The organism is Kocuria sp. U4B (assembly GCF_054875615.1).
On the sequence record NZ_CM142180.1, the window covers coordinates 18,722 to 37,631 of the forward strand.

16 protein-coding genes and 1 pseudogene are annotated in these 18,910 nt (G+C 70.9%); 8 read left to right on the plus strand and 9 right to left on the minus strand.

Annotated features, from left to right (window positions below):
* Nucleotides 1-412 precede the first annotated feature (412 nt).
* The 6 genes from ACYSMR_RS00085 to ACYSMR_RS00110 form a co-directional block, all read right to left on the minus strand.
* Complete coding sequence (locus tag ACYSMR_RS00085) at nt 413-613, minus strand: BBE domain-containing protein (RefSeq protein ID WP_461746985.1); 201 nt, start codon at nt 611-613, stop codon at nt 413-415.
* A complete protein-coding gene (locus ACYSMR_RS00090; RefSeq protein ID WP_461746984.1) occupies nt 610-1,791 on the minus strand; it encodes an FAD-binding oxidoreductase in 1,182 nt (393 codons plus the stop codon). Before ACYSMR_RS00090 ends, ACYSMR_RS00085 begins: the two co-directional genes overlap by 4 nt.
* 902 nt (nt 1,792-2,693) lie before the next feature.
* Complete coding sequence (locus tag ACYSMR_RS00095; protein WP_461747000.1) at nt 2,694-3,008, minus strand: hypothetical protein; 315 nt, start codon at nt 3,006-3,008, stop codon at nt 2,694-2,696.
* A 174-nt stretch (nt 3,009-3,182) separates the two neighbouring features.
* Nucleotides 3,183-3,401, minus strand: a complete 219-nt coding sequence (locus tag ACYSMR_RS00100) for a hypothetical protein (protein WP_461747001.1) — start codon at nt 3,399-3,401, stop codon at nt 3,183-3,185.
* A 53-nt stretch (nt 3,402-3,454) separates the two neighbouring features.
* On the minus strand, nt 3,455-4,435 hold the full coding sequence (locus tag ACYSMR_RS00105) for a universal stress protein (RefSeq protein ID WP_461747002.1): 981 nt from the start codon (nt 4,433-4,435) through the stop codon (nt 3,455-3,457).
* 624 nt (nt 4,436-5,059) lie between these two features.
* Nucleotides 5,060-5,431 (minus strand): hypothetical protein, encoded by a 372-nt coding sequence (locus ACYSMR_RS00110; RefSeq protein WP_461747003.1) that lies wholly within the window; start codon nt 5,429-5,431, stop codon nt 5,060-5,062.
* Nucleotides 5,432-6,086: 655 nt separating this feature from the next.
* Here ACYSMR_RS00110 and ACYSMR_RS00115 point away from each other — a divergent pair.
* The 3 genes from ACYSMR_RS00115 to ACYSMR_RS00125 all read left to right on the plus strand — a co-directional run bounded on the left by ACYSMR_RS00115 (nt 6,087) and on the right by ACYSMR_RS00125 (nt 9,215).
* On the plus strand, nt 6,087-7,073 hold the full coding sequence (locus tag ACYSMR_RS00115; RefSeq protein ID WP_461747004.1) for a hemolysin family protein: 987 nt from the start codon (nt 6,087-6,089) through the stop codon (nt 7,071-7,073).
* A complete protein-coding gene (locus ACYSMR_RS00120; protein WP_461747005.1) occupies nt 6,986-7,471 on the plus strand; it encodes a transporter associated domain-containing protein in 486 nt (161 codons plus the stop codon). The genes ACYSMR_RS00115 and ACYSMR_RS00120 overlap by 88 nt, the downstream gene beginning before the upstream one ends.
* 415 nt (nt 7,472-7,886) lie before the next feature.
* Nucleotides 7,887-9,215 (plus strand): TerC family protein, encoded by a 1,329-nt coding sequence (locus ACYSMR_RS00125; RefSeq protein WP_461747006.1) that lies wholly within the window; start codon nt 7,887-7,889, stop codon nt 9,213-9,215.
* A 247-nt stretch (nt 9,216-9,462) separates the two neighbouring features.
* Here ACYSMR_RS00125 and ACYSMR_RS00130 read toward each other — a convergent pair whose 3' ends face one another.
* On the minus strand, nt 9,463-10,125 hold the full coding sequence (locus ACYSMR_RS00130; RefSeq protein WP_461747007.1) for a universal stress protein: 663 nt from the start codon (nt 10,123-10,125) through the stop codon (nt 9,463-9,465).
* Nucleotides 10,126-10,380: 255 nt separating this feature from the next.
* Between ACYSMR_RS00130 and ACYSMR_RS00135 the strand changes: the two genes are divergently transcribed.
* A complete protein-coding gene (locus ACYSMR_RS00135) occupies nt 10,381-11,604 on the plus strand; it encodes an IS110 family RNA-guided transposase (protein WP_461746870.1) in 1,224 nt (407 codons plus the stop codon).
* A 658-nt stretch (nt 11,605-12,262) separates the two neighbouring features.
* Here ACYSMR_RS00135 and ACYSMR_RS00140 read toward each other — a convergent pair.
* Nucleotides 12,263-12,949 (minus strand): annotated as a pseudogene (locus tag ACYSMR_RS00140) (calcium:cation antiporter); the annotation flags it as partial.
* A gap of 1,141 nt (nt 12,950-14,090) precedes the next feature.
* On the minus strand, nt 14,091-14,894 hold the full coding sequence (locus ACYSMR_RS00145) for an IclR family transcriptional regulator (protein ID WP_461747008.1): 804 nt from the start codon (nt 14,892-14,894) through the stop codon (nt 14,091-14,093).
* Nucleotides 14,895-15,092: 198 nt separating this feature from the next.
* On the opposite strand from ACYSMR_RS00145, the gene ACYSMR_RS00150 reads away from it, so the two are divergent.
* The 4 genes from ACYSMR_RS00150 to ACYSMR_RS00165 all read left to right on the plus strand — a co-directional run bounded on the left by ACYSMR_RS00150 (nt 15,093) and on the right by ACYSMR_RS00165 (nt 18,908).
* Nucleotides 15,093-15,605 (plus strand): tripartite tricarboxylate transporter TctB family protein, encoded by a 513-nt coding sequence (locus tag ACYSMR_RS00150; RefSeq protein ID WP_461747009.1) that lies wholly within the window; start codon nt 15,093-15,095, stop codon nt 15,603-15,605.
* Nucleotides 15,606-15,608: 3 nt separating this feature from the next.
* Complete coding sequence (locus ACYSMR_RS00155) at nt 15,609-17,114, plus strand: tripartite tricarboxylate transporter permease (RefSeq protein WP_309125983.1); 1,506 nt, start codon at nt 15,609-15,611, stop codon at nt 17,112-17,114.
* 97 nt (nt 17,115-17,211) lie between these two features.
* Nucleotides 17,212-18,210: a tripartite tricarboxylate transporter substrate binding protein gene (locus ACYSMR_RS00160; protein ID WP_461747010.1), complete on the plus strand. Its 999-nt coding sequence runs from the start codon at nt 17,212-17,214 to the stop codon at nt 18,208-18,210.
* A 62-nt stretch (nt 18,211-18,272) separates the two neighbouring features.
* Nucleotides 18,273-18,908: an RraA family protein gene (locus ACYSMR_RS00165; protein ID WP_309125985.1), complete on the plus strand. Its 636-nt coding sequence runs from the start codon at nt 18,273-18,275 to the stop codon at nt 18,906-18,908.
* Nucleotides 18,909-18,910: the final 2 nt, after the last annotated feature.

Consider the following 18,910-nt stretch of genomic DNA (forward strand, 5'->3'; position numbering starts at 1 on the left):
CCCAGCACCGCACCCACCGTCCCTCACCCACATCCTCCCGCACCCCTGAACACACACCCAGCACCCACGCAGAGTCAGCACCCACGCAGAATCGGCACCCACGCAGAATCGGCACCCACGCAGAATCGGCACCAGGCACCCCCGCGGCTCGGCGCCGGATGGGTACCACCACCCCGGCCGGACCGGTGATCGAACCCCACCCCGGTCGATCATGCGGTGAAAGCTCATCCCGGCGACGCCACCGACCACCACCCCGAGTAGCGGCACCAGGGCGATGATGCCCCGGTGGTCGGAGACCTTTTTCCCGACGGGGATGCGGGGAAGGAGGGGGATGGAATCGAGCCGGCCCGGGAGGGTGAACGGCACCCGACTCCGCTCCAGGATGGCCAGGGCATGGGAACGAGGTAGGACCTCAGGGGCGCCCTTGGCCCACGACGTGCTGGTAGCGCAGCAAGTTGTCCGGGTCCAGGGCGGCCTTGGCCTGCACGAGCCGGGCGTAGGCATCGGCCGGCCAGGCGCGGGCCCGGTCGGCCTCGGTGTCCGGGAAACCGTAGTGGTTGACGAACACCCCGGACGGGGCGTGCGGGGCCATGGCCTCCAACAGCGTGTTCACCGCCGCCGGTACGGCCTGGGCCACCGGGGGCACGAGCAGGGCGACGACTCCGAGGAAGCAGCCCGCCCCGCGCCCGTGCACCGCATCCGGGACCTGCCCGGGGTGGGCGAAGGCCGCACCCATCTGGACGATCTCCACCGCCACGACGGGAAAATCCTTGCCGGGTCCGGCCACGGCCAGCAGGTCCTCGACGGCGCCGGTGTCGAAGGCGGCCAGGAACCCCCGGTGTGCAGCAGCGGCACCGGATCGGCCGGGTCCATGTCGATCCGGTCCACCTCGCGGTAGTCCATCGGCCCCACCGTCTCCAGCACCGGGTGGGAGACAGCCCGCATCGGGGCCAGGACCTGCACCCCCTCATCAGGGTCCCCGACCCAGGCGAAGCGCAGGTGCACCAGGAACTGCCCGCGCAACGGCTCGGGCACCACCGGCAGGTCCGGCAGGCGCAGCAGGGCGATGGAGGTGTTGGCCTGCGGGGGCAGGGCCGGGGCCCAGGTGCTGAAAGCGGACAGCACCCGGTGGGCATCGGCCCCGGGGTAGAAGATGCCCCCGCCGTAGAACCCGTCCAGGGGCACCAGCTCGAAGGTCAAGGACGTGACCACCCCCAGGTTGCCCTTGCCCCCGCGTAACAGGGCCAACAGCTCCGGTTCGTGCTCGGCGTCGAGGTGGTGCAGAGCTCCGTCGGGGGTGACCAGTTCGGCGGCCCGGAGGCGGTCGGCGGCCCAGCCGAAGGTCCGTCCCAGGATCGGCAGGCCCCCGGCCAGGGTGTAGCCCACGACGCCGACGTCGGTGGAGGACCCGTTGAGCCCGATCAGCCCATGGGGAAGCGTGGCCTCCAGCACGCTGCGCCACCTCACCCCGGCCCCGACCCGGGCGGTGCGCTGGCCGGGGTCCACCTCGACCTCTTGCATGCGGGTGGTGGTGATCAGCAGCCCGCCCTCCATGGCCTCATCCGCCCCGTGACCGGTGGCCTGGACCCCCACCGGGCACCGGTGGGTGGACGCCCACCCCATGGCGGCCACCACGTCCTCGGTGCCCGTGGCGCCCACCACCACCTCCGGGCGGGCCACCCCGGCCAGGTTGAACCCAGCAACCTCCCGGACGAAGCCCTCGTCCTGCGGGACCAGGACCGGGCCGTGCACACGGCGGGTGAGTTCCTCGACATCCGCGGTGGAGATCATTCCCGGCCCCTGACACCCTCGGTTCCGCCCCGCCCATAGCAGCGCACGACCTCCACGGCCCTGGAAGGGCGTGCGACGACGGGGACAGCCGCACCGGCTACACGGTCAGTATCCCCCGCGACCATCCAGCGCTCTGAGCACGGGGACGGGTTCGTGACCGCACCGTTGCCTGATGAAGCCCCCGAACGCATGCCCGGACGCACAGGAGAGAACCTGCTCGGCACCTCGTCGCTGCCGGCCATGCTCCGGAAGCATCCGAAAACGGCGATGCCCGAAGGACCCTGCCAGTGACGCGCCGGCCTCCCGGTGAAGCCGACCCGGTGTTGCCCCGCATCCAGGCCAGGAACCACGACATCCACGCACCCGAATCCGCGCACCCGAAGAAATGCCTGACACCAGGGTTCAGCACCCGGCGGTTTCCCACCCCAAGGCCCCGGCGCGGAACCATCACCCATTTCCTGAAACGGCGGGCACCGCCCCGTCTCACCGGCCCGCCCCCACTCGCAGAAGCGATATCCGCCCGCAGAGCCTATTGCCGCACGCCCCGGCGCTATCTCGGCCGCCCCGTGCCACCGCGAAAAACCCTCCCGCCCCCGCCGGACGTCATTTCACCGAGGACGGCTCACTACCCCAGTGGCGCTTATCCTGCCCGGGATAGGAAATTCCCACCCCCGAGCATCAATCCCCAAGGCGGCCACTGCTGCTGGAGGGCGCGGCTCGCGCCGTGCGGCTCGCGCGGTGGGCTCAGCTCTGCGCGGCCTGGTAGGCCTCCCGCACCTTCGCATTGATAAGGACGACGCGCGCACCGCCGCCGCACAGCATGCACAAACCAGCGCCGGTGACGGCCCACGACGATGCCCGGAGCAGCCGGCGGCATCGACTGACACCCACTCCTGAGGCTGTCATCCGCGCGCCCACAGCAGCTCGGCGGCGGGCTCAGCCGCCGCTCTCACCCGGTGCGGCGTCCTGGTGTCAATACCTCCCGGATCCGCCGACGGAGGGCGGCCCGCGACCTGCCGAGGTCGCAGCCCACCTGAGTGGCCGGCCCCCGCCGCGATCAGGCCCACGGTGTTGCGGATCCGGGTATCGGTGACGGTCAGCCGCCGCCCGCCCAGGTCCTTGCCGGCGGCCCGACGTCCGGCCACCGAGCCGGTGCTCCGCTCCCGCTCGATCTCTCGCTTCATCTGCGCCAGGGCGGCCATGACGGTGAAAACCATCGAGCCCATCGGAGAGGTGGTGTCCCGGTCTCCTCGACCCGGGCCCGGCACCCGGAACCCGCCCCCTCCACCGATCCCAAGATACGGCCGAGGAGGCCGCGAAGGAGGCCGCGGAGGCGGCCGAGGGTGCGGGGGCGGCCGAGGGTGCGGGGGCGGGGCGTTGGGCCCAAGAACTCAGACGAGGTCGACAACCGGGAAGTAGCGGGAAGAATCGCCCTCGATCCCGTAGCTGTGCTGCCCGTCCACCCCGACCGGGATGCCCCCGGCGACGGTGATGCGGTGGAGCTTACGCGGGACGCGGTCGTCGTTGTCGATGGCGTAGTTAGGGGCAATCAGCGCAAGTCGCTCCTGGACCGTGGCCAGGCGCCGGGAGAGGTTCGCCGAGCTCAGCACCCGCGATCCTCGGCATGGGATGCCCGGATGGATGGTTTCATCGGGTGCGCTGCTCAGTGCCCCGTGGGTGCGGGCACGACCATCACCGGGCCTTCGCTGTCGTGGAGCACAGCCTGGGAGACAGAACCGAGCAGGAGCCCCCGGAATCCGCCGATGCCGCGGGAGCCGACTACGACGAGATCTGCGGTGCGCGAGGCATGGGTCAGAATGGTGGCCGGGCGTCCCACGTGGATGTGGTGCTCCACGGTCAGCTCCGGATGCTGTTGCACGATCTCGTCGGCGATGTCGGCCAGCTTCTGCTCCGACGCCTGGACGTACCGGTCCGTGTCGAACTCCTCCTGGAACCAGCTCGGGGTTTGGGTCAGCACCACGTTGACGGACACCAGGACCAGGGTTCGGCCGTGGTCCCGGGCGTAGTCGACGGCCTGCCGTAGAGCCGGGTGGCGGAATCCCAGGGCGTCGATGCCCACGACCACGCGTCCGGTGAAGTCGACATCCTCGACGCCGATGGGGCCGGCGGGCTCGAGCGCGAAATCCTCGAACCCGTCCGAGGGGTCAGCAGGTCGATCCTTCCGCCCGGGGACGATGATGACGGGGCACACCGCATGCGCGGCGACCGCCGCGGAGACGGATCCGAGACGCCCGCGCAGCGCACCGCCGCGTCCGCGCTTGCCCAGAACCACCAGGCCGGCCGAGCCCGAGGACTTCACGATGGCCTTCGCGGCGTCTCCGGCGACCTCCACGACCTCCACCGCCACCCCGGCGGCCTTCGCGATGGCGCGGGCGTCGGCGAGGTGCTCGGCGTTGTCCTTCATCACCGCCCGGGTGGCGCGCCTCCCCGCCGCGGGGTCCCCCACGTCGATCCGGGGATAGGCGCCCAGCAGGCGTACCGTGCAGTTCCGGGCACGGGCCTCGTCCACGGCGCGGCCCAGTGCCAGCCGAGCCTCCTCGGAGCCGTCGACGCCGACGAGCACGACAGGGCCTCCGGCGCCGACATCCCCGGCCCGGCCCGGGGCACGGAACGTCCGGTCCATACCGGAAGCGTAAGTGATCCGTGACACCCAGATCGAGGCCAGCGCGACCGGCGCCCGCCCCAGTCCGTGCCGGCGACCCGGCGCTCGGCCACCGAGCTGGTGATGTCTTCGCGCTGGATCTCCAGGCCCGTCTGCGCCGGAGCAGCCATGACGGCAAGGCCCATCGAGCCCATCGGCGCAGCGGTGTCGACGTCTCCCCCCTCCCCCCACGACGGGTCGGCACCGGCAGACCTGAACACCAGGCAGATAGCCGGCACGAGCGCACTGACGCAGCGCGGGACAGCACTGCCCTCGGCGTCCTGGGCGGGCCCCCCGTCGCTTCCTCTCGGCCAGCCGTGCGGTCGGCCCGGAAGTCGCCTCGCCGAACCGATGGAGGCAGGCGCGTACGGTGAAGGGAAGTCATCCCTCCGTGCGAGAACAATGGGCATGATGGGATGCCTCGTCGCCGCGTTGATCATCGGGGCCCGGCCCGCCCGATCGAGCCCGGCAAGCAGGACCTGAGGCTGCTGGCGACCCTGGCGCCGGGGCCAGCAGGTGCACTGACCGTCGGGTGGGCTGCCGACCTGCTGGGCACCGCCGGAACCGCAGCGGGCGCCACTGACCGGCACCCCGTGAGGGACCTGCTCAGGAGAACAGGGACAGCAGCGATCCGGTGAGGGTCAGCGCGGCCCCGGTCCCCTGCAGTGCCCAGGCGTGGCGGTAGGGGGCGGCCAGGGACCACCGCTCGGGGTGGTCGGCGCGGTAGTACACCGTGATCGCCTCCCCGGGAGCCGGGGCGGGCTGCGGCGGGGGAAGCCACGGCTCCTCGTGGAGGCCCGTGCGGGTGTACCAGCGCAGCCGGTGCCGGCCGTCTCCGAGCACGTGCACGGCCTCGGCGGTGAGCCACCTCAGGTAGCAGCAGCGCAGGACCAGCCCACCGGCCGCCAGCACCAGCCCCGTGATGGTGACAGCGCCACCGAGCACGTCCAGCAGGACAGGAGAGGGGAGGGTGGCCACGACTCCAGGCTAGGGTCCCGGCCCCGCTGCCGCGCGGTCGCGGGATGAAACTCACAGCGTTCTTCCGGCCGGCACCGCTATCCTGTGTGCTTGCCACGGCCTGATGCCCAGGCCCCGACCTTCAGCGGAACACGGAGATCATGAGCGCCGCCTGCGACGCCCCCGATGACAGACCCTGGCCTTCGGGCAGGACGGATCATGCGGGGCGGTGGAGCAGAGGAACGTGCTCTCCTTCCTGGTCGGAGTGGCACTGAACGCCGCACCCACGACCTGATGCCCTCCCCCGCGGGCAGAGAGCCGCCGTGACGGCCACCGACGTGGTGCACGATCGCCGCGTTTTGACCGCACCGGCAGCCGGGACAGCACGACCACGGCGGACAGGTGCTGAGCGGGCCCGACACCGTGACCCTGGACGACCCGTCGGGCACCCCGCGCGTCGGCGGCCTGCAGAGAGCGATCCCGGCCCACGAGTTCGGCGGCGCCCTCCCCCACCAAGCGCCCGGCCGCAACCACGGCGCCCTCGAGGCGGGTCCCCGGTTCCTGGCGTGGAGCCCCGGCCCGTGCACAAATTGTCAACCACCTGTTGCGCTGACGCCCTGCCGGGGAGGACTCGGCGCGCTTGGACCTACCGGATATCGGAGACTGAAGGACTTTTATGGACAGCGACACATTGATCAATCTCGGACTCGTGCTGGCTTTCGTGGTGGTCGGGGGTGTGTTCGCCGGCACGGAGATGGCGATCGTGAGCCTGCGGGAGAGCCAGATCAAGCGGATCGAGCGCTCCGGCCGGAAGGGTACCCGGACCGCGGCACTGGTGCGGGACCCGAACCTGTTCCTCTCCGCGGTGCAGATCGGGGTGACCGTGGCCGGGTTCTTCTCCTCCGCCTACGGCGCCTCCACGATCGCCCCCGACCTCGCCCCGCTGCTGGCCCGCGCCGGGCTGCCGGCGCCGGCGGCGCAGACCGCGGCGCTGATCGCGATGACCCTGGTCATCGCCTACCTCTCCCTGGTGTTCGGGGAGCTGGTGCCCAAGCGCCTGGCCATGCAGCGGGCCGTGGGGTTCACGAAGGTCCTGGCCCCGCCGCTGAGCGTCTTCGCCGCGCTCATGCGCCCGGTGATCTGGCTGCTGTCGGCCTCCACCAACACGGTGGTGCGCCTGCTGGGGGCGGACCCGCACGCGGTCACCGAGGAGGTCACCGCCGAGGAGATCCGGGAGATGGTGGTGGACACCCGCGGGATCGGGCCCGTCTCCCGCTCGATCCTCACCGACGTCTTCGCCGCCGGGGACCGCCGGCTGGCCGAGGTGATGCGCCCGCGCCCCGATGTGGAGTTCCTCGACGGGTCCCTGTCGATCAACCAGGCCTACCGGCAGGCGCTGTCGCTGCCGCACTCCCGCTACCCCGTCACCGGCCACGACATCGACGACGTGCTGGGCTTCGTGCACATCCGCGACCTGGTGGCCGCCGACGCCGACGGGGACGGGATCATCGAGGCCCCCCGCGCACCCTGGCCGAGATCATGCGCCCGATCCCGTACCTGCCCGAGACCAACTCCGTGCTGCGCACCCTGCAGTCCATGCGCCAGGGCGGCCACCACATCGGGCTGGTGGTGGACGAGTACGGCGGGACCGCCGGCATCGTGACCCTGGAGGACCTGGTCGAGGAGCTCGTGGGGGAGATCTACGACGAGTTCGACACCGGAGCCCGCGAGCACGAGGACACCGTGCTGCGCTCCGGCGAGGCCGTGCTCGTGGACGGCGGGCTCATCATCCAGGAGGTCCCGGCCGAGACCGGGCTCCTCATCCCGGAGGGCCCCTACGAGACCGTGGGCGGGTTCCTGATGGAGCGGCTGGGGCGGGTCGCGCGCACCGGCGACACGGTGGAGGTCGACGGCTACCGGCTGGAAGTGCTCGCCACCGACCGCCACCGGGTCGAACGCGTCCGCATCACCCGCCTACCCGAGGCCAGCGCCACCGCGACCGGCGCCACCGCGACCAGCGCCACCGAGGCCAACACGACAGAGACGAAATCGGCCGGCTGAACCCACCGATGCGCCCATGCGCCCAGTCGCCCGTATCCCGGGGTCAAGGCTGCGCCTGGGCGTACCGGTCCGCCGAGGGCGACCGTGCCAGGTGCTCGCCCCGCACCGGCCCCCGGCGTCTCGCTCCCTCCCTTCCCTGGAGTGGCCGCCGCTGCCCGGTTCCTGTTGCCCCGTCCCCGCCGACGGGGCCGCCCGGCAGAGGTGTGACCTGCCTCACAGGAGAAGGCGCGAGGTCTCGTATACACTAGGAAACGCCTTAGGGGAGTATCCCTCAGCGCTGTGGACGTCAGTACGTCGGGTGAACGAGCCGGGCCGGACGCAGCGGCCCAGCTCGGCGGCACGGACCGGAGAGGTCCCGGCCGAGCGGCGGAGAGACTTACGGCGGTCCTGCCCCCGACCCCGAAAGCGCAAACCTATGGATGTCTCCACCACCGTGTGGGCCGTGACGATCGTCGTGATCGTCGGCCTGCTGTTGTTCGACTACTTCTTCCACGTCCGCAAGGCGCACGAGCCCCAGCTGAAGGAAGCCGCGATCTGGTCGGCGATCTACGTCGGCCTCGCTCTGCTCTTCGGCCTGTTCGTCCTCCTGCGATGGGGCGGGCGCTACGCCGGGGAGTACTACGCCGGCTACATCACGGAGAAGGCCCTGTCGGTCGACAACCTCTTCGTGTTCCTCATCATCATGGCCTCGTTCAAGGTCCCGCGCGCGGACCAGCAGAAGGTCCTGCTCTTCGGCATCACCTTCGCCCTGATCGCCCGCACCGCCCTGATCTTCGTGGGAGCAGGGCTGATCAACCAGTTCGCCTGGATCTTCTACGCCTTCGGGCTCATCCTGCTGCTCACGGCCGGCTCCCTCATCAAGAAGGAGCTCGCCACCGAGGACCACGACGAGGCCGACAACGTCGTGGTGCGGCTGGCCAAGCGCTTCATCCACACCACCGACCACTACGACGGCGACAAGCTGTTCACCGTCCACCACGGCAAGCGGGCCATGACCCCGATGCTGCTGGTGATGGTCGCCATCGGCGGCACCGACATCCTCTTCGCCCTGGACTCCATCCCGGCGATCTTCGGCCTGACCCAGGAGACCTACCTGGTGTTCACCGCCGTGGCGTTCTCCCTGATGGGCCTGCGCCAGCTCTACTTCCTCATCGACGGCCTGCTGGACCGGCTCATCTACCTGTCCTGGGGCCTGGCGATCATCCTCGGCTTCATCGGCGTGAAGCTGATCATCCACGCCCTGCACGAGAACACCCTGCCCTTCATCAACGGGGGCGAGCACGTCGAGGTGATCGAGATCAGCATCGGGACGTCCCTGTCCGTGATCGTCGGCGTGCTCGTCGTGACCGTGCTCGCGTCGCTGTTCAGCCCCAAGGGCCGGGCGGTGCACATCATCGGCGGGCTGCAGACGACCGCCGAGAAGTACGTGACCCTGCCCCAGGACGCCCCGGACGAGCAGCGCCGGGCCCTGGCCGCCAAGGCCGCCCGCTACCAGGACAAGATGGACTCGATCTCCCCCCGCTACCGGGAGGAACTCATCGCCTCCGAGAAGTACTTCCACGACCTGCTGGACCGCGCTCACGGCAAGCACCGCCAGTACGAACGGACCGGTGTGGCCCCCGAACCCGAGTCCGTGCCCGCCGCTGCGGCGGAGTCGGTCAGGGGCGCCCGCGCCGACACGCAGGCGGCTGCCGGCACGACCACCCCGGACACCCGGCACGGCGAGGGCACCAGCACCGGCTGACACCGCGCCCGGGGCAGGAACCGTCCCAGCCGGTCGGTTCCTGCCCCGGGCCCCCTTCCATCGCCCCTGACAGGAGTTCCCCCACATCCCCCGGTCGATGTGACAGCACACCAGCAGATCTCCACTGGTGAATCGCCTCGTACATCGCCCCCGGGACATGGCCGACGGGAAGCCGTCCTCCACGCGAGACCAGCCGGGCTGGGAGCGTCCTCCCAGGGGTATGAGGTGGTCACACCACAAGGCCAGTTCACTCTTCCACCGCTGGAGCAACAGTCCTGGTCGGGACGATCATCACCGGGCTCTCGCCCTCGTGGAGGACGGCCTGCGACACGGACCCCACGAGCAGTTCCCGGAACCCGCCGTAGCCGCGGCTGCCCATCACGACAAGCTCCGCCGAGCGGCTGGCCTCCACGAGCTGCTCCCGGCGGATCCCGAAGAGCACAAAGGTTTTGACCGGAAGGTCCGGATACCGGGATCGCATCGCCTCGGCCACTTCATCGACCATGGTCCGGGCCGGCTCCAGGAAGTGTTCGCGGATCGCCCGGTCCAGATGCACCGCTCCTGTCGGTGTGGTCGTGACGTCAGGGACCACCGTCAGCGGAGCCAGGCCCCGGTCGTGCCGCTGGGCGTACCGGGCCGCGGCCACGATCGCGGGATGGTGCGTCACGAGCCGATCCACGCCCACCACGCCACGGTCGGCGAAAGGACGAGCACCGGCGCGCGGATCCTGAGCCTCCGGCCTCCGCCGATCCGGCAGCACGACCACCGGGCACTGGGCGTGCGCCGCTGCGGCGGCCGAGACGGAGCCCATCCGCCCGCGCACCCCGTGCCGACCTCGCCTGCCCAGCACCAGCCCCGAAGCCGTCTCCGACTGCTTGGTCAGCACCTCAGCGGCGTCACCGCGCTCCACGACCCCCCCCCGTTACCTTTTTCATGGCTCTTCAGTCCGTCAGGATGAGAGGTGCTGACCGGTCGGTTGCCGGCATGATCGTTGCCCCCAGTCGCCCATGATCCGGGGGTGTTGTCACCGGCAACCGGTCCGGTGGTCACGGATCGCTGATAGAGGCGGGATCTCCTTCGAGGACCTTCGTAACGTGGATGCCGAGCGTGACCACCACCCGGCCGGTCAGTAGACGCTGTGGGCCCACGTTGAGGAGGCAACACCATGAGCGAGCAACGCCCGGCCGTGTTCATCGGCCTGGACGTCGGCAAGTCCGACCACCACGCGGTGGCCGTGACGAGCACCGGGAAGACGGTCTATGACAAGGCGCTGCCTAACGACGAGGCCCGGCTGCGCGCGATCCTCGAGGAGCTGGTTGCAATCCACGGGCCGGCGCTGATGGTCGTGGACCAGCCAGCCACCATCGGCGCCCTGCCGGTGGCCGTGGCCGAAGCCACCGAGCAGGTTGAGGTGGCGTATCTGCCCGGGTTGGCGATGCGCCGCATCGCCGACCTGCACCCGGGGAGTGCGAAGACCGACGCCCGGGACGCGTTCATCATCGCCGAGGCGGCCCGCACCATGGCCCACACCCTGCGGAACATCCGGGTGGATGAGGCTCAGATTGCTGAGCTGGCGGTGCTGGCCGGTTTCGACGACGACCTGGCCGCCCAGATCACCGCGACCAGTAATCGGTTGCGCGGGATGCTCACCCAGATCCACCCCGCCCTCGAAAGGGTGCTGGGACCGCGGGTGACCCACCCGGCGGTGGCGGATCTGCTCACCCGCTACCCCACCCCGGCGAAGCTGGCCGCGGCCGGCAGGGGCCACGTGCGGGCGAGGCTGAAGAAGCACGCCCCCCGCCTGGCCGAGTCGTTGACCGAGGAGATCTTCGAGGCCCTGGCCCAGCAGACCGTGGTGGTGGCCGGCACCGAGGCCGCGACCACCGTGGTGCCCATCCTGGCCGGGCAGCTGGGCGCCCTGATCCACCAGCGGGCGACGGTGGCTACCCAGGTCGAGGCCCTCGTGGAGGCCCACCCTCTTTGCCCGGTCCTGACCTCGATGCCCGGAGTGGGGGCCAGGACCGCCGCGAGAATCCTCACCGAGGTCGTGGGCAAAGACTTCGCCGATGCCGGGCACCTGGCCTCTTACGCCGGGATCGCCCCGGTCACAAGACGGTCGGGGACCTCGATCCGCGGCGAGCACGCTCCCAGGGGTGGGAACAAACGCCTCAAGAGAGCCCTGTTCCTCTCGGCCTTCGCCTCGCTCCACCATCCGCCCTCGAGGGCCTACTACGACCGGAAACGCGCCCAGGGCAAGCGCCACAACCAGGCGATCATCGCCCTGGCCCGCCGCCGGACCGACGTGCTCTTCGCCATGCTCAGGAACGGCACCCTCTACCAAGACCCCACCGGGCCCCAAACGCCGTCAACGGTGGCCCTGGCCGCTTGACCAAAACCATAGAGGCACCCCCCCTGGCACCGACCCCGTGTTCCTGCGCGTGCGCCACAGCCCGGCCCGCGGCTCTGGCCGACTCCTTCTCCACTGCCTCCGTGAAGGACCCGTACAGACCCGGGTCGAGGACCACGGGGCGCCCGGTGGAGACCACGACGAGCAGCTCGGCCGCCAGTGCTGCTGCCTCCTGGATGGCTCATTCCGGGGCGCGGTCGCTGTTCTCGGACCCGTCGTATCCGACGACGATGCGCTCGGTCATGGTGCCAGTTCTCCGTTCGCACGGGGCGGTCCGGGCCGTCGCGGTGGTTCCCACCGTAGTCAGCGGCACCGTTCGACGCCTCGTCACACTGGGTCGAGCGCGGCACGTGTCGTGCCAGGGCCATCACCCGCTCAGCACCATCGACCAGGTCTCCGCTCAGCCGCAACTCGTCGGCAAGGGACGCGCGGAGGTCGCCGGGCGCCTGCGCGGGGAGCATCGTCATGCTGGACGCCCCCGGTGGCGCGGCTGCCCCTCGTGCAGCCGTGGCACCACGGACGCGCACCCATCGGGCCCCTGGGCGAAGCCACCGTCGTGGACGGTGTCCGGCAGCGCGCCACCTGCGGAGAGGCGACGCACGCGCCGTGTCCATCGAGCTGGACCGGCCCAGTCCGGGCCTCAGGGACTGACGGCCAGGAAGAGGAAGGCGGCCAGCAGGAGCAGGTGCGCCCCGCCCTGCAACCTGGTGGACCGTCCCGGGACGACGGTGAGCACCCCGACGAGAGCGGTGAGGGCCAGCAGCACCATCTGGGTTGCACCCAGTCCCATCAGCAGGGGCCCGTCCAGCCAGATCGAGGCCACCGCGATGGTCGGGATGGTCAACCCGATGCTGGCCATCGCCGAGCCCAGAGCCAGGTTGAGGCTGATCTGGAGGCGGTCGCGGCGGGCCGCGTGCACCGCCGCGAGGGTCTCCGGAGCCAGGATGAGCAAGGCGATGACCACCCCGACGAAGGAGTGCGGGAACCCCAGGGCTGCCACACCGGCCTCGATGGCCGGGGACTCCACCTTGGCCAGGCCCACCACCGCCACCAGGGACACCAGCAGCAGACCCAAGCCGAGCGCGGTCTGCCGGTTCGTGGGCGGGGCGGCGTGCTCCTCCTCAGCACCCTCGGCCTCGGGGCCGGCGGTGTCGGTGAGGACGGGCAGGAAGAAGTCACGGTGGCGCACCGTCTGGGTGGAGACGAACATGGCGTAGAGCATCAGGGAAGCCACCGCGGCGAAGGCCAGCTGGCTGGAGGTGAACTCCGGGCCGGTGCGGCCGGTGGTGAAGGTGGGCAGCACCAGGCAGACGGTGGCCAGGGTCGGCGTGACGGGAGCAGCACATGGGCAGCGCTGGCGGAAACGGCCTTCTCCGGCGCACCCTCCCCCGCGTCCTGCCTCCAGGACGCTGACCCATGAGAGTGGTCCCGGTCCGGACAGGGCCCTGCCCCGTCGCCCGGTCGGGGCGCCTGCCCCGCCGCCCCCAGCGGGAGCAGCGTGGTCGGCACCACCATGGGCGGGCCAGTCGGGCCGACGCCTCCGCCGCGCCGGCCCCTGATGGCCCCGAGGGGGTCGAGGCCTCGGCCGGGCAGCAACCACCGGACGTCCGCTCCGAGCCTCTGCGGGCGCTCGAGGACGGGACCGGACCGCCGGGCGCAGGGAGACGCACTGGTTCCTCCGCCCGATGGCACCGAGGAGCACGCTCGTTCGAGGGCCCTGCCGAGGCTCCCGACCGGGAGCGCACCGCCGCGAACGAGATGCGGGTCGGCGCATGGGTGCAGCACCGGCTGATGCGCGCCGACCGGCAGGCACCGGAGGAGCTGACCGGGGACCCGGAGCACGCGGAGCGCGGCCCCGGCCCGAACGCCCGGCTGGCCCGGGGCACTTCCCACCGGGTGATCGGGAGGGCAGCTTCGTCCCCGCCGTCACCGAGGCACCGCTCGACCACGCAGAAGGATGCGCAGGGGACCGCGGGCCTGGCTCGGCGTGGTGCCATGACCTGTGGCCGGTGGATGGGTCCTCGAGCGCTGGGAAATCGTCCAACCGGCGCCGGAGACCCTCCCCGCACGGCAGCAATGTCCTCCGAGCGTCGGACGAAATGAGCTCATCGTCGTCGGTCACAGGGTGCTGGTCGGCTGCGCCCGGGGTCGCCGCACGCCGAGGTCCTGACCGCCGGCCCGGCGTGTGGCCACCGAGTCGGTGGTCCGTTCGCGCCGGGTCCCCAGTTCCGTCTGGGCCAGGGCGGCTCTGGCCGTGAAGGCCGTCGAGCCCACCGGGGTGGCGGTGTCCACGTCCTTCCCGCGCGGGGTCAGCGCCCGCAACCCCGCGCCCCTGACCGGCGGCTGATCAGCAGCGACTCGGTGAGGGCCGGCCTGTCCTGCGCCGAGCGCTCCGACGGTCCGGCGTGGCGGTCACCAGCGTGTCGTCATCGGGCTCTCGGCCATGGCCGCGGGTGGGGCGGAAGGCTCTAGTAGACGACGCCCTCGAGCAGCTCCGACAGCCGGCGGGCGGCCCTTCTGAGTTCCGGGGCTTGGGCGCGCAGGTCCTCTTCGGCGTAGGCCTCCACGGGGGTGGTCAGGGCGATGGACTCGGTGACGGCCCCGGAGGGGTTGGGGACGGCCACGGCGGCGGACATCACGCCGCTGGCGCGTTCGTCCAGGGAGAAGGCGTAGCCCTCACCGGGCTGCGGCAGGCGGGATCTCAGGGCGGCCAGGTCGAAGGGGTCGTCCTCCTGGCGCCGGTCCACGGCCACCTCGGCGATGTGCTGGAGCTCGTCGTCGGGCAGGTCGGCGATGAGGACCTTACCGGCCGCTCCGCGGGTGAGCGGCAGCCGCTTGCCCAGGGGCAGGTCGTAGCGCAGGGGGTTGGTGCCGTCCACGCGGGCGATGAGGATGCGCTCGTACCCCAGGCGGGAGTAGAGGGATGCGGTCAGATGGGTCTGGGTGGCCAGTTGCAGCAGGATGGGCCGCGCAGCGAGGACCAGGGGGTCGTTCTCGAGGAAGCTGCGGGCCGCCGGCAGCACGGCGGGGCCGATCCGGTAGTTCTTCTCGGTCTGGCTGACCAGCCCATAGTCCTGCAGCACGCGCAGGAGTCTGAGGGTGGTGGGCAGGCTGATCCCGCAGTCGCGGGCCAGTTCACTCAACCGTTGGGGTCGGTCGGAGCGCTGCAGCTGCTCGAACACCTCCAGCGCCCGGGACAGGGAGCGCATCGTGGTGCTGGCCTTGCCCCCTCCGGGGGCGGGGGTGGAGGAGGCGTCGTCAAGCGTCGTCATTCTTTCATTGTATGGAAGCTCGGATGTCCTCACGACCTCCCCGTGTTCCGCAGGGTTTTCTTGCCGCTCCACACCCCCACCCCTGCTTCCCGCCTGTGGTTGACGTCACGGTGTGGGCCGTGTCACCATCTCTCTACGCAACATCCTTCCACGGGATGAAAGAGTATTCCACCCGATGAAGTAGTGAGGAACATGACCATGACGACGGAGTCACCGACGACCCAGCCCGTGCCGTCGCGGCCGCGAGAGCGGCCGGCGCGGTCGGTGCTGATCGGGCAGGCGGCGTTCTCGCTGCTGGGCCTCTACGTCCTGTACGGCTCGTGGGGCCTGGGTCTGTGGACGAGCCTGGGCCCGGGCCCGGGGCTGTTCCCCTTCGCCATGGGCGCGGTGCTGTTCCTGATGTCGCTGATCTGGTTCGTCCAGGAGCAGCGCCACCCCTCCGCCCCGAAGGAGGACGTGGAGGTCTCCCAGGTGGCAACCGTGATCGGCAGCCTGCTGGTGCTGGCCGCGGCCCTGCCCTTCCTGGGGTTCCAGGTGGCGCTGTTCGTGTTCCTGATGTACCACCTGCGCTTGCGCGCCCGGGTGGGCTGGGTGAAGGCGGTGGTGATCTCGGTGCTCGGCAGCGTGGGCGTGTTCTACCTCTTCACCCTGGGCCTGAAGGTCTCCCTGCCCGTGGCTTCTGTCCTGCCCTTTAGCCTGATCGGACTGTAGACCATGGACGTCTTCAACGAACTGCTCGGTGGCTTCGCCACCGCCCTGACCTGGCAGAACCTGCTCTTCGCGTTCCTGGGGTGCCTGTTGGGCACCATGATCGGGGTGCTGCCCGGCATCGGCCCCGTGGCCGGGGTGGCCCTGCTCATCCCGCTGACGCTGAACATGGACGCCACCGGCTCGATCATCATGCTGTGCGCCATCTTCTACGGCACCACCTACGGCGGCACGATCACCAGTGTCCTGCTCAACACGCCCGGGGAGGCCGCTTCGGCGATCACCACCTTGGACGGCTACGCCATGACCAGGTTGGGCCGGGCCGGGGCCGCGCTGACCATCGCGGCGGTGGGCTCCTTCGTCGGGGGCACCGTCGCCACCATCGGCCTGGTCGCCGCCGCGAAACCCCTGGGCGCGCTGGGCCTGCTCATCGGTCCGCCGGAGTTCTTCGCCCTGGTGACCGTGGGCATCACCCTGCTGGTCGCCCTGGCCGGCAAGTCCGTCGTCCGGGCGCTGATCTCCGGGGCGCTGGGGCTGCTCATCGCGATGGTCGGCATCGACCCGGTCGCCGGCGCCCCGCGCTTCACCTTCGGCTCCGAGCGGCTCCTGGACGGGGTGAGCTTCGTGGCCGTGATCGTCGGGGTGTTCGGGCTGTCCGAGATCCTGGCCTACCGCGCCAGCAAGATGCCGGGCACCGTGCACTCCCCCGGGTTCCGGTCCCTGCTGCCCCACCGCACCGAATGGCGTCGCAGCGCCCCGGCAATGGCGCGGGGCACCGGCATCGGCTTCGGGCTGGGCCTGATCCCGGGCATGACAGGCTCCGTGTCCTCCCTGCTGTCCTACGGGGCGGAGCGGAAGTTCTCCCGCTACCGCGACCAGCTCGGCCACGGCGCCGTCGAGGGCGTGGCCGGTCCCGAGACCGCCAACAACGCCCACGCCAACGGCGCCCTGATCCCGCTGTTCACCCTGGGCATCCCCGCCTCCCCCACCATCGCGGTGCTGATGGGGGCGTTCCTGCAGCAGGGCCTGACCCCGGGCCCGACCCTGTTCGCGGAGAACTCCGAGATCGCCTGGGCCATCATCGCCAGCCTGTTCATCGGCAACGTGCTCCTGGTGATCCTCAACGTGCCCCTGGTGGGACTGTGGACCTCGATCCTGAAGGTGCCCTACCCCATTCTCTCCGCGCTGATCCTGCTGTTCATGGTCATCGGGGCCTACACCATCAACTTCACCGTCTTCGACGTGTTCGTGATGATCGCCTTCGGCGTGCTGGGACTGTGCCTGCGCCACCTGGACATCCCGCTGGCGCCGATGGTCCTGACCCTGGTGCTGGGCCCGCTGATGGAGCGGTCCCTGCGCGAGTCCCTGGAGATCTCCCAGGGTAGCTTCGAGGTCTTCTACACCCGCCCGATCACCGCGGCCCTGCTGGTGCTGGCCCTGGTCATCGTCTGCAGCCCGCTGCTGAAGCTGCGCAAGCCCAAGGCCCTGGCCGACGAGGACCCCGAGTCCTGACCCGCCCGCCCGCGGTACAGCTTCACTCCTTCCCCACCTTTGGCCACCCCTCTTTGCCGCAGCCGCCTCAGTGCTGCCCTTTTCACAGGAGAACACCATGAACCGTCGCACCATCGCCACCGGCCTGACCGTCCTGGGCCTGCTCGCCGCCACCGGATGCTCCGCCTCCACCAGCAACACCGCCTCCGGGGAGGACTACCCGCAGGCGGGCAAGCCGGTGGAGATCATCGTCGCCTTCGCCCCCGGCGGGGCCGTGGACACCGCCGCGCGCCTCGTCCAGCCGGTGCTGGAGGAGGAACTGGGCACCAACGTCGAGGTCATCAACGCCCCCGGCGCCGGCGGCCAGATCGGCTACACCCAGCTCACCAGCGCCAAGGCCGACGGCTACACCATCGGCGCCACCGGCTCCCCCTCGGTGGTCGTCTCCCCGCTGGATCCCAGCCGCGGGGCCTCCTACACCCGGGCGGACTTCCAGCCCCTGGGCCGGCAGGTCATCGACCCGGCCGTCATCGCCGTCCAGCCCGACAGCCCCTACCAGACCCTGGAGGAGCTGCTCGAGGCGGCCAAGAAGGACCCCGAGTCCATGACCGCCACCACCACCGGTCAACTCGGCGGGGAGCACTTCGCCCTGGCCCAGATCGCCGAGACCACCGACGCCTCCTTCGCCCCGGTGCACTTCTCCGAAGGCGCCTCCCAGGCCACCACCGCCTTCCTGGGCAAGCACGTGGACGTGCTGGTGGCCAACGTCAGCGACGTCACCGACCTGGTCAAGCAGAACAAGGCCCGGGTGCTCGGGGTCATGGGCGAGGAGCGCGCCAAGGCCCTGCCCGAGGTGCCGACCTTCACCGAGGAGGGCTACGAGGTCGTCTCGGCCACCGCCCGCGGCTACTCCGCCCCGGCCGGGCTGCCCGAGCCGGTGGCCGAGAAGCTCGAGGCCGCCCTGCAGACCGCCATCGAGGACCCTGAGGTCGTCCAGAAGATGGAGGACCTCGGACTGGAGACCAGCTACCTGGGTGCCGAGGAGTACGAGGCCTTCTGGGCCCAGCAGGAGACCGACTACAAGGAGGTCCTGCCCCAGGTCCAGGAGAGCAACTGATTCCTCCCGCCCACCAGCCGATGCCCCTCTTCCTGCTTGCCTGACGATACGGAGACACCCCGATGACCACGATCACCGACGACCCCACGACCGCCGACTTCACCCGCCCCGACCCCGCCCTGGTGACCCGCCTGGCCGCGCTGCCGGCGGCCAACATCGGCGACGCCATGGAGCGGCTGGGGGTGGCCGACTCCACCATCCAGGCCATCTGGCCCGGCGCCAAGCTGGCCGGTCCCGCCTTCCCGGTGTGGGTGCGCGCCGGGGACAACCAGGGCATCCACCGCGCCCTGCCCCTGGCCCGCCCCGGCGACGTCATCGTCGTCGCCGGTCAGGGCGACACCACCCGGGCCCTGCTGGGCGAGCTCATCGGGGAGCGAGCCATCTCCGCCGGGATCGCCGGCTTCGCCCTGGACGGAGCCGCCCGCGACGCCCAGGACCTGCAGGAGATCGGCATGCCCGTCTTCGCGAAGGCCACCTCCCCGGCCGGGCCCTACAAGCACGGGCCCTCCCGGATCGCGGTGCCGGTGGCCTTCGGCGGGGTGCCGGTGATGCCCGGGGACATCGTCATCGGGGACTCCGACGGGATCGTCGTCATCCCCCAAGCCCAGGCGGAGCAGATCGCAGAGGCCGCCGAAGCCGTCTTCGCCGACGAGTCCCAGCGCCGCGCCGCGATCCTCGCCGCCCGCCCCCAGGCCTGACC

Coding starts and splice junctions, on each gene's coding strand:
- ACYSMR_RS00090 (WP_461746984.1), bottom strand. CDS start 1,791: ATGATCTCCACCGCGGATGTCGAGGAACTCACCCGCCGTGTGCACGGC.
- ACYSMR_RS00095 (WP_461747000.1), bottom strand. CDS start 3,008: ATGGTTTTCACCGTCATGGCCGCCCTGGCGCAGATGAAGCGAGAGATC.
- ACYSMR_RS00105 (WP_461747002.1), bottom strand. CDS start 4,435: ATGGACCGGACGTTCCGTGCCCCGGGCCGGGCCGGGGATGTCGGCGCC.
- ACYSMR_RS00115 (WP_461747004.1), top strand. CDS start 6,087: ATGGACAGCGACACATTGATCAATCTCGGACTCGTGCTGGCTTTCGTG.
- ACYSMR_RS00125 (WP_461747006.1), top strand. CDS start 7,887: ATGGATGTCTCCACCACCGTGTGGGCCGTGACGATCGTCGTGATCGTC.
- ACYSMR_RS00135 (WP_461746870.1), top strand. CDS start 10,381: ATGAGCGAGCAACGCCCGGCCGTGTTCATCGGCCTGGACGTCGGCAAG.
- ACYSMR_RS00145 (WP_461747008.1), bottom strand. CDS start 14,894: ATGACGACGCTTGACGACGCCTCCTCCACCCCCGCCCCCGGAGGGGGC.
- ACYSMR_RS00150 (WP_461747009.1), top strand. CDS start 15,093: ATGACGACGGAGTCACCGACGACCCAGCCCGTGCCGTCGCGGCCGCGA.
- ACYSMR_RS00155 (WP_309125983.1), top strand. CDS start 15,609: ATGGACGTCTTCAACGAACTGCTCGGTGGCTTCGCCACCGCCCTGACC.
- ACYSMR_RS00160 (WP_461747010.1), top strand. CDS start 17,212: ATGAACCGTCGCACCATCGCCACCGGCCTGACCGTCCTGGGCCTGCTC.
- ACYSMR_RS00165 (WP_309125985.1), top strand. CDS start 18,273: ATGACCACGATCACCGACGACCCCACGACCGCCGACTTCACCCGCCCC.